General features: G+C 50.7%; 11 protein-coding genes and 6 tRNA genes. 9 read left to right on the forward strand and 8 right to left on the reverse strand.

The window, feature by feature from the left end:
* Window positions 1–158 precede the first annotated feature (158 nt).
* Window positions 159–1157: an L-glyceraldehyde 3-phosphate reductase gene (gene mgrA, locus EOS97_RS01700; protein ID WP_000640278.1), complete on the forward strand. Its 999-nt coding sequence runs from the start codon at window positions 159–161 to the stop codon at window positions 1155–1157.
* Between the two features lie 113 nt (window positions 1158–1270).
* Window positions 1271–1597, forward strand: a complete 327-nt coding sequence (ypeC, locus tag EOS97_RS01705; protein WP_000490091.1) for a DUF2502 domain-containing protein YpeC — start codon at window positions 1271–1273, stop codon at window positions 1595–1597.
* Between the two features lie 60 nt (window positions 1598–1657).
* Here ypeC and EOS97_RS01710 read toward each other — a convergent pair whose 3' ends face one another.
* A complete protein-coding gene (locus EOS97_RS01710) occupies window positions 1658–2899 on the reverse strand; it encodes an Nramp family divalent metal transporter (RefSeq protein ID WP_000131734.1) in 1242 nt (413 codons plus the stop codon).
* A 342-nt stretch (window positions 2900–3241) separates the two neighbouring features.
* Between EOS97_RS01710 and nupC the strand changes: the two genes are divergently transcribed.
* Window positions 3242–4444 (forward strand): nucleoside permease NupC, encoded by a 1203-nt coding sequence (gene nupC, locus EOS97_RS01715; RefSeq protein WP_000376347.1) that lies wholly within the window; start codon window positions 3242–3244, stop codon window positions 4442–4444.
* A gap of 52 nt (window positions 4445–4496) precedes the next feature.
* On the opposite strand, the gene EOS97_RS01720 is transcribed toward nupC, so the two are convergent.
* From EOS97_RS01720 to EOS97_RS01730, 3 genes are all read right to left on the reverse strand, one after another.
* Complete coding sequence (locus EOS97_RS01720) at window positions 4497–6686, reverse strand: sensor domain-containing phosphodiesterase (RefSeq protein WP_127836212.1); 2190 nt, start codon at window positions 6684–6686, stop codon at window positions 4497–4499.
* 190 nt (window positions 6687–6876) lie between these two features.
* Window positions 6877–6952, reverse strand: a tRNA-Ala gene (locus EOS97_RS01725).
* 42 nt (window positions 6953–6994) lie between these two features.
* A tRNA-Ala gene (locus tag EOS97_RS01730) sits at window positions 6995–7070 on the reverse strand.
* 221 nt (window positions 7071–7291) lie between these two features.
* Between EOS97_RS01730 and EOS97_RS01735 the strand changes: the two genes are divergently transcribed.
* Both EOS97_RS01735 and EOS97_RS01740 read left to right on the forward strand, forming a co-directional pair.
* Window positions 7292–7654 carry a YfeC-like transcriptional regulator gene (locus tag EOS97_RS01735; RefSeq protein ID WP_000472034.1) on the forward strand — a complete coding sequence of 121 codons (363 nt, stop codon included), beginning with the start codon at window positions 7292–7294 and terminating at the stop codon, window positions 7652–7654.
* A gap of 1 nt (window position 7655) precedes the next feature.
* Entirely contained in the window at window positions 7656–8048 is a 393-nt protein-coding gene (locus tag EOS97_RS01740; RefSeq protein ID WP_000826514.1) for a YfeC-like transcriptional regulator, read from the forward strand.
* A 53-nt stretch (window positions 8049–8101) separates the two neighbouring features.
* Here the strand turns inward: EOS97_RS01740 and gltX are convergent, their stop codons facing one another.
* The gene (gene gltX, locus EOS97_RS01745) at window positions 8102–9517 is read right to left on the reverse strand and encodes a glutamate--tRNA ligase (RefSeq protein WP_000695623.1); all 1416 of its coding nucleotides are present in this window, start codon (window positions 9515–9517) and stop codon (window positions 8102–8104) included.
* Between the two features lie 258 nt (window positions 9518–9775).
* Here gltX and EOS97_RS01750 point away from each other — a divergent pair.
* The 4 genes from EOS97_RS01750 (at window position 9776) to EOS97_RS01765 (ending at window position 10171) form a co-directional block, all read left to right on the forward strand.
* Window positions 9776–9851 (forward strand) — tRNA-Val (locus EOS97_RS01750).
* 45 nt (window positions 9852–9896) lie between these two features.
* Window positions 9897–9972: transfer RNA gene (locus EOS97_RS01755), tRNA-Val, on the forward strand.
* 43 nt (window positions 9973–10015) lie between these two features.
* Window positions 10016–10091 (forward strand) — tRNA-Val (locus EOS97_RS01760).
* A gap of 4 nt (window positions 10092–10095) precedes the next feature.
* Window positions 10096–10171, forward strand: a tRNA-Lys gene (locus EOS97_RS01765).
* Between the two features lie 163 nt (window positions 10172–10334).
* On the opposite strand, the gene EOS97_RS01770 is transcribed toward EOS97_RS01765, so the two are convergent.
* From EOS97_RS01770 to EOS97_RS01780, 3 genes are read right to left on the reverse strand one after another with little or no spacing between them, the layout of a single operon-like run.
* Window positions 10335–11219, reverse strand: coding sequence for a LysR family transcriptional regulator (locus tag EOS97_RS01770; RefSeq protein WP_000438884.1), 885 nt, complete (start codon window positions 11217–11219; stop codon window positions 10335–10337).
* Between the two features lie 51 nt (window positions 11220–11270).
* Window positions 11271–11429 carry a XapX domain-containing protein gene (locus EOS97_RS01775; protein ID WP_000658727.1) on the reverse strand — a complete coding sequence of 53 codons (159 nt, stop codon included), beginning with the start codon at window positions 11427–11429 and terminating at the stop codon, window positions 11271–11273.
* A 58-nt stretch (window positions 11430–11487) separates the two neighbouring features.
* The gene (locus EOS97_RS01780) at window positions 11488–12744 is read right to left on the reverse strand and encodes a nucleoside permease (protein WP_000513243.1); all 1257 of its coding nucleotides are present in this window, start codon (window positions 12742–12744) and stop codon (window positions 11488–11490) included.
* Between the last annotated feature and the right edge of the window lie 16 nt (window positions 12745–12760).

Consider the following 12760-nt stretch of genomic DNA (forward strand, 5'->3'; position numbering starts at 1 on the left):
GACATTATGTTGAGTATTAAGGAATGCCGATGGCTGTCCAGCACGACGGGGATGAAAGCCTGGAAAACAATGTTTACAGCGGCAAACAGTAAAATCCGGATACCGCCTGGCGAGTGTAACCGTATACACTATTTATTCACGCCACAGGGGGAAAGGTCATGATTTATCAGCCCGATGAAAATCGTTATCACACAATGGAGTATCGTCGCTGCGGGCGTAGCGGCGTCAAACTTCCCGCTATTTCGCTGGGGTTATGGCACAACTTCGGCGATGCGACACGGATAGAAAATAGCCGGGCGCTGCTGCAACGCGCGTTCGATCTGGGCATTACCCACTTTGATCTCGCCAATAATTATGGGCCGCCGCCGGGCTCCGCAGAATGCAATTTTGGCCGCATTCTGCAGGAAGATTTTTTACCGTGGCGCGATGAATTGATCATCTCCACCAAAGCGGGCTACACCATGTGGGATGGCCCTTATGGCGACTGGGGTTCACGGAAATACCTTATCGCCAGCCTCGATCAAAGCCTGAAACGTATGGGGCTGGAGTATGTCGATATCTTTTATCACCATCGTCCCGATCCCGAAACGCCGCTTAAAGAGACGATGAAAGCGTTAGATCACCTTGTGCGCCAGGGCAAAGCGTTGTATGTGGGGATCTCTAACTATCCTGCCGATCTGGCCAGACAAGCTATCGATATTCTGGAGGATCTCGGCACGCCTTGCCTGATTCATCAGCCTAAATATTCGCTTTTTGAGCGTTGGGTAGAGGACGGGCTGCTGGCGCTGTTGCAGGAAAAAGGCGTCGGCAGTATTGCCTTCTCGCCGCTGGCGGGCGGGCAGCTCACTGACCGTTATCTGAATGGCATTCCGGAAGATTCCCGCGCGGCGAGCGGAAGCCGTTTCCTTAAACCAGAACAGATTACCGCCGACAAACTGGAAAAAGTTCGCCAGTTGAATGAACTGGCTGCGCGACGGGGCCAAAAATTGTCTCAGATGGCGCTCGCCTGGGTGCTGCGTAACGATAACGTTACCTCGGTACTGATTGGCGCCAGCAAACCGTCGCAAATCGAAGACGCCGTGGGAATGCTGGCCAATCGCCGTTTTTCGGCGGCGGAATGTGCAGAAATTGACGCTATTCTGGAGGGCCGGTTTTAGCAAAAAATGCTCTCCTTCATGATTTAAGAGTTAAGGCGATGAAACAAATCTTTACTGCTTTGTAATATTGCATTAACAGGCCGGCGACGGCTCGATCGTGAAGGAGAGAAAGTATGTTCAGGTCACTGATTCTGGCGGCAGCCTTGCTGGCTTTTACACCGCTTGCCGCGAATGCGGGCGAAATCACCCTGTTGCCCTCAATAAAATTACAGATTGGCGATCGCGATGATTACGGTAACTACTGGGACGGTGGTCGCTGGCGCGACCGTGATTACTGGCACAACCATTATGAATGGCGTAAAAATCGCTGGTGGCGCCATGACAACGGCTATCATCGCGGCTGGGATAAGCGTAAAGCGTATGAACGCGGTTATCGGGAAGGCTGGCGCGATCGCGACGATCATCGCGGGCGAGGCCGGGGTCACAAACATCATCACTAAGCCTCCTGCTGAATAACAGCCCGATGACGCCCACGCATCGGGCCTGCTATCTTTCTGTCTTTATGACAACCCCATCACCGTTCCAACCAGCAACCAAATATTCAGGGCGACGACCAGCACGACAATTATCCAGCCAATCTGTTTTACCCGCCGCGTGTTCACCAGCTCGCCCATTAGCGTAGCGTTACTGGTGAAAATCAGGAGCGGCACCAGCGCCAGCGCAATACCAAAACTCAGCAGCACCTGGCTCATCACCAGAATTCGGGTAGGGTCCAGCCCCATCAAAATCACAATAAATGAGGGCAGCATGGTAATGGTGCGCCGTACCCACAGCGGAATGTGAAAACGGACAAACCCTTGCATCACCACCTGCCCCGCCAGAGTCCCTACCACGGTGGAGGAAAGCCCTGCCGCTACCAGACTAAGACCAAACACCGTTGCCGCCGCATGGCTTAGTAACGGTTCCAGCGTCAGGTATGCCTGATCGAGGTCGGCGATGCCGGTGTGGCCGCTAAAATGAAACGCCGCCGCGGCGGTCGCCATCATTGCCAGATTGACAAAACCGGCAATCGTCATGGCAATAGCGACATCCCATTTCGTTGCTGAGTACCGTTGTTGCCGCGTTCCGCCGTGCAGATGCTGTGTTAATGACGAGTGCAGATAAATCACGTGCGGCATAATCGTCGCGCCAAGCACGCCGGCGGCTAAGAATACGGCTTCCGGGTTCGGTAGCGCCGGGATAACCATTCCTTTGCCGAGCTGCGCCATATCAGGCTGAGAGAAAAACAGTTCCACAATGTAAGCGGCGGCGACAAAAAGCAGTAAACCGCCGATGACTTTTTCAAGCGGTTTTTGACCGCGGCGTTGTAACATTAAAATCAGAAACGTCGCGATACCGGTCAATACCGCGCCCTGTAATAAAGAGACGCCCAGGATCAGCTTAAAACCTATTGCCGCGCCGATAAATTCAGCTAAATCGGTGGCCATCGCGATGATTTCCGCCTGTACCCAGTAAAACCAGACTACCGGGCGCGGATAATGGTCGCGAATTTGCTCCGCCAGGTTCTTGCCCGTGGCGATTCCGAGTTTTGCCGAGAGGATTTGAATCAGCATCGCCATCAGGTTCGCCCAGACCACCACCCAGAGTAGCTGGTAGCCAAAGCTGGCGCCGGCCTGAATATTGGTCGCGAAGTTACCAGGATCGATATAACCAATCGCGGCAATGAACGCAGGTCCCATTAATGCGAGCCTTAGCTTGCGCGCCGCCCGTCCGCTGCTATTCTCTACGCGATTGTCAGTCATCTTTTGCCTCAAAAACATAGCCTTTGCTATGTTTCATGCTATGTTTATTGATAATGATTATCAAGTGCATTTCAATGGGTACGGGTGATTACTTTGATAGTGTGAAACGATAGACCGATACGATGACGACCTGTATCAGAACAGTTTGGCTTAACATTACAAGATTAGCACACTGATATAACTTTTCATTTTCATATTCAGTACAGTAAAAGTGTATTACAGATCACTAATTTTGAATCTCGTCACAGGTCCTTATTATAGTGTGTGTTGGATCTCGTTTTCTTTACGGCTGTTGCATAGAATGTGCACGAAAATTAAACCTGCCTCATATTTGGAGCAAATATGGACCGCGTCCTTCATTTTGTCCTGGCGCTTGCCGTTGTTGCGGTACTCGCACTGCTGGTTAGCAGCGACCGTAAAAAAATTCGCATTCGTTACGTCATTCAGTTACTTGTTATCGAAGTATTACTGGCCTGGTTCTTCCTGAACTCGGATGTTGGCCTTGGCTTCGTAAAAGGTTTCTCCGAGATGTTTGAAAAACTGCTCGGATTTGCCAACGAAGGGACAAACTTCGTCTTTGGCAGTATGAACGATCAAGGTTTGGCGTTCTTCTTCCTGAAAGTATTGTGCCCGATCGTCTTTATTTCCGCGTTGATCGGTATTCTTCAGCATATCCGCGTTCTGCCAGTGGTCATCCGCGCTATTGGTTTCCTGTTGTCCAAAGTAAACGGTATGGGCAAACTGGAGTCTTTTAACGCCGTCAGCTCGCTGATCCTCGGCCAGTCTGAGAACTTTATCGCTTATAAAGATATCCTCGGCAAAATGTCCCGTAACCGCATGTACACCATGGCGGCGACCGCAATGTCTACCGTTTCCATGTCTATCGTGGGCGCGTATATGACTATGCTGGACCCTAAATATGTGGTCGCAGCGCTGGTTCTGAACATGTTCAGCACCTTTATCGTACTCTCGCTGATCAACCCCTATGTCGTTGATGCCAGCGAAGAAAATATTCAGATGTCGAACCTGCATGAAGGCCAAAGTTTCTTCGAAATGCTGGGCGAGTACATTCTGGCAGGTTTTAAAGTGGCGATTATCGTCGCGGCGATGCTGATCGGCTTCATCGCGCTGATCGCGGCGCTGAACGCGCTGTTCGCAACGGTTACCGGTTGGTTCGGCTACAGCATCTCCTTCCAGGGCATTCTGGGTTACATCTTCTACCCGGTCGCATGGGTAATGGGCGTACCGTCCAGTGAAGCGCTGCAGGTAGGAAGTATCATGGCGACCAAACTGGTTTCCAACGAATTCGTGGCGATGATGGATCTGCAGAAAATCGCCTCTACCCTCTCTCCACGCGCTGAAGGCATTATCTCCGTCTTCCTGGTGTCCTTCGCGAACTTCTCTTCCATCGGTATTATTGCGGGCGCGATTAAAGGCCTGAACGAAGAGCAAGGCAACGTGGTTTCCCGTTTTGGTCTGAAACTGGTTTACGGTTCTACGCTGGTGAGCGTACTGTCCGCCTCTATCGCGGCGCTGGTACTGTAAGTCTGCGTTTAATGTAGAAACCGGGGAGCTATCCCCGGTTTTTTTATGCCGCTTATTTGCCTAACGGGCGCGGGCGGCCAATCAGATATCCCTGCAAACTATGTACGCCAAGCTGCAATAGCAGATCGCGCTGCGCAGGCGTTTCAACAAACTCAGCCACGACGCTCAACGATTTTGCTTTCGCTAAATCAGTGATGGATTTCACGATCATTGCATCCAGGGAGTCCGTCAGGATATCTTTTACGAAACAGCCGTCGATTTTAATGATGTCCGCCTTGAGGCGTTTTAGCCGTTCATAGTTTGCATAGCCGGTACCGAAATCATCAATGGCGATTTTTAGGCCAAACTTACGCAGCTGGTTGATATTGTGCATACTGATTTCGGAATGAGAGAAGGCCTGTTCTTCAGTAATTTCGATGATGACCGAAGCAGGCGGGACGCCATAGCGTTTAAAAAGCTGCATAATGCGCGACGCCGTCTCTTTTTGCAGCAGCGTCAGCGGCATCAAATTAACCGAAAAACGCGCCCCCTGCTCCGCCGAAGGATGCGCGGACAACCATTGCAGGAGCGCTTCCATCACCTGCATATCAAACCGTACGCTCAGGTTAAACTGGGCGATAAGCGGAATGAACTGATTGGGCATCATGATACCGTCGTCGCACCGAAGCCGCGTCAGAATCTCGTCATACCCTTTTCCCTGCGCGTCGCGAATGGGTTGCGCATACAAAACCAGCGCACCACGCTCCAGCGCCTGACGGATTTTCTGCAACCGTAGCACCCGTTCCGTCGTCTGCCCGGAAGCGGCTTCAATACTCTGGGTCAGTGCAAGCACCCGACGGTGCGAGCAGGATTGCTCCGCCAGCCAGCTTAACTGCCCCAACAACGGTTGCAAGGTTTCCTGGCGACCATCGAATGTTCCCCACGATGCGCCGTATTCCATGTCCAGACCGGTATTGTTCCAGTAAATTTTGCGGTTATTAAGCACATTGAGCATATATTGCAGGCGGGCTTCCGTCTCCGGTCCCGTCAATACCAGCAATAATTCACTGCCCGGCAGATGGAAAATTTTCTCCTTTTCCAGCAGCAGCGGCTGCAACACGCGAAACACCTCGCGTTCGCAATGCACGCACATCTGCATACCGTAATGACGGCTCAGAAATTCCAGGTTTTCCATGCGTAGATAACACACGCTTTGCCCGGCATCCTGTAAAAGAAACTGCTCCAGCGCGCGCAGGTTAGGCAGTTGCGTCAACGGATCGGTCAATGCCTGCGAGTGCCACTGTCGATTCAACCATTCGCTACGCTGATTAATCCGCGCCATGTACAACAAACAAATACTAAAAGAAATGAGAACTGAAAGGATAAATGCCAGCGAATATTCTGAGCCCACGCCCTGCAGAAAATTGCGGTTATAGCTAAGCAGGAATAGCGCAGTGAGAGCCCAACTAAAATTCAACAGCGGATAGCTGATTTTCCCCACGCCGATGGTAAATCCAATGAACAGAACTGGCACCAGATAGCCAGCAATATACTTTGTCTCGAAAGGCGTACACAGCACCGCTAATAGCGTCGCCAGAGTGGCAAACCAGAGAAGCGTAAACAGGCGTTTTTCTTTGGCGAGATAAGGAGCGACATCCCTCCGCCAGAAAATACGAATATAGTGCGGGCTGACTATCATCCGCAGCGGATAATAGAAAAAGAGGGTAAAAATAAGCGCGGCAGAAATCAGACTCAATAAATCAACAATCGAGAAAATAGCGGTGCCGGTGCCAAAGAAGGTGGAGATGGTCACTGGGAAAGCCAGGTAGTGCCCCGCCAGATGCATACTGATTTTTATGCCAAACGGCGTCATTAACCCTAACCAGAAAACGCGTAGCCAGATGCCTTGGTTGGGTATTCCGTAGCGCCAGCGCGCGCCCAGCTGCCAGCGTACGATAGCGCAAACCAGCAACACGGGAAACATCTGGCAAAATAGCAACACCATCGCCTGTGGCAGAGGTAAATGAAAATTCCATTCATTAGTCAACATCATTCCGCCTACCATCGGCGCGACGCCACGGCGGCCAAATAAAAACAGCACGGAAAACATGACGCAGAGCGGTAGCCAGGCCAGAAAGATATAGCTGGAATCAATTGTGGCGCGGGGAGAAATGAGACGAGATAGCAGAATAGCCGGAACGGTCAGGCAGAAGGCCAGTAAGAATATTTTTATATTTTTTAATACGTTACACTTATCCGGCATTGCTTTAATGCTCACATCATTATATAAGGCGCATGAATAATAAGTATATTCGCATTATGAAGCAATCTAACAAAAGCTCATATTGACCGCAAAAGCAGCGGCAAACAAACGCACCTGAAGAGCAGATCAGAGGCCATAAATTTTGTGACAAAAAGCAAAAACCCCCGCTTTTCAGCGAGGGTTCGAATATTGGTGGAGCTAAGCGGGATCGAACCGCTGACCTCTTGCATGCCATGCAAGCGCTCTCCCAGCTGAGCTATAGCCCCATAGTGCTTTTACGTATACGCCAAATTTATCGGGAGTAAATTTGGTGGAGCTAAGCGGGATCGAACCGCTGACCTCTTGCATGCCATGCAAGCGCTCTCCCAGCTGAGCTATAGCCCCACTACGTAAAGCTTGTCGAGTTGACGGGCGGCATCATATGAATTCCCTCGGCATGTGTCAACGGCAAAATGAACTTGCCGAATTCAATCGCTGAAAAAGCATTCAAATAAAGGACATTGCGGCACAACTCGCATTCAGTAGTTAAACACGTCACGGTTTCGACTAAAATGGTGCTATAAAATGAACCACTAATTAACCCCACGACTATTCAGGGAATCGTTATGTTCAAGGAACGGATGACGCCAGAAGAACTCGCTAATCTCACCGGTTACAGCCGACAAACCATCAATAAATGGGTACGGAAAGAAGGCTGGGCAACATCGCCCAAACCTGGCGTCCAGGGCGGTAAAGCCCGTCTGGTTCATGTAAACGAACAGGTTCGTGAATATATCCGCAGCGCTGAACGTTCAGTTGACCATCACGCAGACACATTCACGCCTGCCAGCAACGCATCGCTTGAAGCGCTGCTCATGACGCTCGCCAAAGAGATGACCTCATCCGAGCAGAAACAGTTTACCTCTCTCCTCGTGCGTGAAGGGATTACCGGTTTGTTACAACGCTTAGGGATACGCGATAGCAAATAATATGAAAAGATTACGCAGTAAAATGACCACTGAAGAGCTGGCTGAATGCCTCGGCGTGGCCAGACAAACCGTCAATCGCTGGATCAGAGAACAACACTGGAAAACCGAAAAATTTCCCGGCGTCAAAGGCGGACGCGCAAGACTCATCCATATTGATGCCAGCGTGCGGGAGTTTATTCTCAATATTCCGGCTTTTCGCAAACTGCCTGCGTTTTATCAGGCGGAAGAGGCTTTCGCAGAATATGCGAACGCGGCGCACAGTCACGCTTATCGCCAAATTATTGATGCCGTTGAAAATATGTCTGCTCAGGAACAGGAAAAACTGGCGCTGTTTTTATCGCGGGAAGGTATTCGCGGATTTCTGACGCGTTTAGGTATCAATGAGGCGGACTAACAAATAATAAACGGCAGGCGTCTGCCCTGCCGTTTATTCTGTTTCAGCTGGCGTTACTGCTGACTTTCACGCTCGGCGATAAAGCCCAGCGCTTTGTTGATACGCTCAATGCTGCGGGTTTTACCAATCGCATGTACGGTGACATCCAGCGCAGGCGACTGCCCGGCACCGGTCACAGCCACACGTAGCGGCATCCCTACTTTACCCATCCCCACTTCCAGCTCATCCGCCGTGGCCTGAATCGCGTGGTGGACGTTTTCTGCTGACCAGTCCGTAATCGCCGACAGCTTGTCGCGCACCACTTCCAGCGGCTGACGCGCCACCGGACGGAGGTGTTTTTTCGCCGCATCGGCGTCAAACTCGCTGAAGTCTTCATAGAAGTAGCGGCAGCTCTGCGCCATCTCTTTCAGAGTCTTGCAGCGCTCGCCCAGCAACTTCACCAGTTCAGCAAGCTGCGGGCCGTTACGGGTGTCGATATTTTCTTGCTCGATATGCCACTGCAAATGTGTCGCCACATATTCCGGCGCCAGCGTATTGATATAGTGGTGGTTCAGCCACAGCAGTTTATCAGTGTTGAACGCGCTCGCAGACTTGCTCACCGCACCGAGGGAGAACAGCTTGATCATCTCTTCGCGGGTGAAGATCTCCTGATCGCCGCTGGACCAGCCCAGACGCACCAGATAGTTCAGCAACGCTTCCGGCAGATAACCGTCATCGCGATACTGCATCACGCTCACCGCACCGTGACGTTTAGACAGCTTTTTACCGTCGTCGCCGTTAATCATCGACACATGCGCGTACATCGGCACCGGCGCGTTTAACGCTTTCAGAATGTTAATCTGGCGCGGAGTATTGTTGATATGGTCTTCGCCACGAATCACATGGGTAATTTCCATATCCCAGTCGTCCACCACCACACAGAAGTTGTAGGTCGGCGAACCGTCGGTACGACGAATGATCAGATCGTCCAGCTCCTGATTGCTGAATTCGATCGGCCCACGGATCTGATCATCAAAAATAACGGAACCGTCCTGCGGGTTAGCAAAGCGCACCACGCATGGCTCATCGTCGGCATGATGTTCGTGACTGTGGCGGCAGCGCCCGTCATAACGCGGCTTCTCGCCTTTCGCCATCTGATCTTCACGCAGTTGCTCCAGACGCTCTTTAGAGCAGTAGCATTTATAGGCCGTTCCCGCCTCCAGCATCTCGTCAATCACCGCGTTATAGCGATCAAAACGTTTGGTCTGGAAATATGGGCCTTCGTCCCATTCCAGGTTCAGCCAGTTCATACCATCCATGATGGCTTCAATGGCTTCCGGCGTGGAACGCTCAAGATCGGTGTCTTCAATACGCAGCACGAACTCACCGCCGTGGTGACGTGCGAAAAGCCAGGAATAAAGAGCAGTACGCGCGCCGCCGACGTGCAGATAACCTGTCGGGCTAGGCGCGAAGCGAGTTTTGATTTTCATGAAATGGCCTTACGTTTATAAAGATGCCGACAACCGGCAAATCCTGGAAAGATGAATAGCCTTGTATTCTATCACTGTGGCTTGATTCCTCAATGTTGATCCGGTCAGAACGCTGCGCTTTGCTATTTCCGTATAGAAATCATGCAGTGCGGGGTAATTCACGATCGTTTTGTTTAATTTTACGACGAACAAACAAAAACTTTAGAAAATGCGTTGACTCATTTTCAACTCTCCCTATAATGCGACTCCACACAGCGGGGGTGATTAGCTCAGCTGGGAGAGCACCTCCCTTACAAGGAGGGGGTCGGCGGTTCGATCCCGTCATCACCCACCAACTACTTTATGTAGTCTCCGCCGTGTAGATAAGAAATTGAGAAGTGGGTGATTAGCTCAGCTGGGAGAGCACCTCCCTTACAAGGAGGGGGTCGGCGGTTCGATCCCGTCATCACCCACCACTTTCTCGCCAGCTAAATTTCTTATTGTGTGAAGTACCGAAGTGGGTGATTAGCTCAGCTGGGAGAGCACCTCCCTTACAAGGAGGGGGTCGGCGGTTCGATCCCGTCATCACCCACCACTTCGGGTCGTTAGCTCAGTTGGTAGAGCAGTTGACTTTTAATCAATTGGTCGCAGGTTCGAATCCTGCACGACCCACCAATGTAAAAAAGCGCCCTAAAGGCGCTTTTTTGCTATCTGCGATTTATAAGATTCGAACCTGCCGCAGGTTCGGGTCTTGCCTGATGCGCTGCGGTTATCAGGCCTACAGACGACACCGCACACGTAGGCCGGATAAGACGTTAGTCGCCATCCGGCACAGACATCATACCGTCAACGCCGCCACCAGTTTCTCCAGTGCTGGCGTTGCCTGCTGCTGGTCATACACAATATACAAATCCGCCGGAATACGTTCCTCTAACGGACGGAACACCACACCCGGCCAGCTCATTTGCGCATAGCCATCAGCCATCAACGTAATCCCGATCCCCATACTGATCATCGCCAACACCGTTTGCGGCTCAACCACTTCCCGAATAATCATTGGCGAGAAACCCGCCTGTTGGCATACACGTTGTAAAAATCCCCAATCAGAATGTACGGAAGGCAACGTAACAAAATATTCATTGCGCAACGCCGCCAACGGCACAGAATCTCTGGATGCCAGATCGTGATCTTCCGGAACTGCAACCATGAATGCAGATTCATGCAAACGTATGCTGGTAAAACCGACTGCTGGTTCGATAGCCATACGCCAGATCCCTGCATCAAGTTCCCGACGCTCTAACAACGCCATTTGCATACCTGGAGACTTTTCGCGAAAAAGTACTTCAACATTGGGATTCGCTTTCAAAAAGTGACGCATCGCAGGACGCATTCTTCCCCACAGCGCCGTACCAACCACACCCAGTTCAATGCGCCCCGCTTCACCGCGACCAATCTGCTCCACTCGCGCCAGAGCCTGATTTGCATTGGCTAACAAGCGACGTGACTCTTCCATCAAAACTTTCCCGGCATGGGTTAATGCAACGCTGCGGGAATGACGGATAAACAGCAATGTACCCAGTTGCTGTTCAAGTTCTTTGATATGGATACTCAAGGGAGGTTGTGACATATTTAACCGGGCAGCAGCCCGGCCAAAATGCAATTCTTCTGCAACAGCGAGGAAATAACGTAATAGCTTTAGATCAATACGATGGGCTCGTTCCATCACTATCGCACTCCAGGAATAAGGGATAACGTCTGGAATTTACCATATTACCTAGTAAAAAATAGATTTAACGACAAGATACCCAATATACATAAATACAATAGATAATACCCCGGGTAAAACATTTGGTGCGGGAATAGGTATACGGCATAAAGTAAAAAATGCGCCAATACCAAATCCAATACCGGAGGAGAGAATAATTTCTTTCATACTGTGTCCTTGTTCATAAAAATGGACTGGCGAACATCCTCTCGCCAGTCAAATAAAATTAATGTGCTAATGATTTGGTCGACAGTTTTTCTGGATGGTGCTGATATTTAAAGAACAATGCAAAAATAACGGCCAATGCCAGAGCGTAGGCGGCAAAAACCAGCCAGATGGTTTGCCAATCTTTTACGCCATCAATAGAAAAATAATCCACGGCCATACCGCTTAAAAGAGACCCAATCCACGCCCCCACGCCATTAACCATGGTCATAAACAGCCCCTGCGCGCTGGCGCGAATACTTGAGTCCACCTCCTGCTCTACAAATACTGACCCTGAGATGTTGAAGAAATCAAATGCGCAGCCATAAACAATCATCGACAGCAGCAATAGCACAAAGCCAAACGGGGATGGATCGCCAAAGGCAAAGAAGCCGAAACGCAGCGTCCACGCCAGCATGCTCATCAGCATTACCGTTTTAATACCAAAGCGTTTAAGGAAGAACGGAATGGTGAGGATAAAGCCCACTTCCGCCATCTGCGAAACTGAAAGCAAGATAGAGGGATACTTCACCACAAAACTATCGGCAAACTCAGGATTACGGGCAAAATCATGCAGGAACGGATTACCGAAGACATTGGTAATTTGCAGCACCGCCCCCAACATCATCGCAAACAAAAAGAAGATTGCCATGCGTGGATTTTTAAACAGAACAAAAGCATCCAGTCCGAGCTTACTGACAAGCGTGGTGTTCGCCTTCTTCTCGGCTACCGGAATTTTCGGTAACGTCAGCGCATACAGGGCCAGCAATAACGATGCGCCAGAAGCGATGTATAATTGCGCACTGCTCAGTTCCAGCCCCATCAGGCTCACCGTCCACATCGCAACAATAAAACCTATTGTGCCGAAAACGCGCACGGGCGGAAATGACGTTACCGGATCCTGACCTGCTTTCGCCAGACAGGAGTACGAAACGCTATTGGATAATGCAATCGTTGGCATATACGCCATCGCATTAACCAACATCACCCAGAACATCGTCTGGGGATCGGTAACGGTGGTGGCGTACAATAACGCCCCCGCGCAAACCAGATGGCAAAGCATATAGGCTCGCTCAGCGCGCAGCCATTTATCAGCAATGATCCCCATAATGCCCGGCATGATAATCGCTGCCAGTCCTTTTGAGCTGTAGACCATACCGACATTCGCGCCGGTAAAATCCAGAGTGTTGATCATGTAAGAGCCCAGGGTAACCAGCCAGCTCCCCCAGATAAAATATTGCAAGAACGACATGACTTTTAAGCGGGACGTAATACCCATTTTTTATTCCTTGCCG

Origin of the sequence: Salmonella sp. SSDFZ54 (assembly GCF_004010735.1) — a bacterium.
Lineage (GTDB): Bacteria > Pseudomonadota > Gammaproteobacteria > Enterobacterales > Enterobacteriaceae > Salmonella > Salmonella enterica.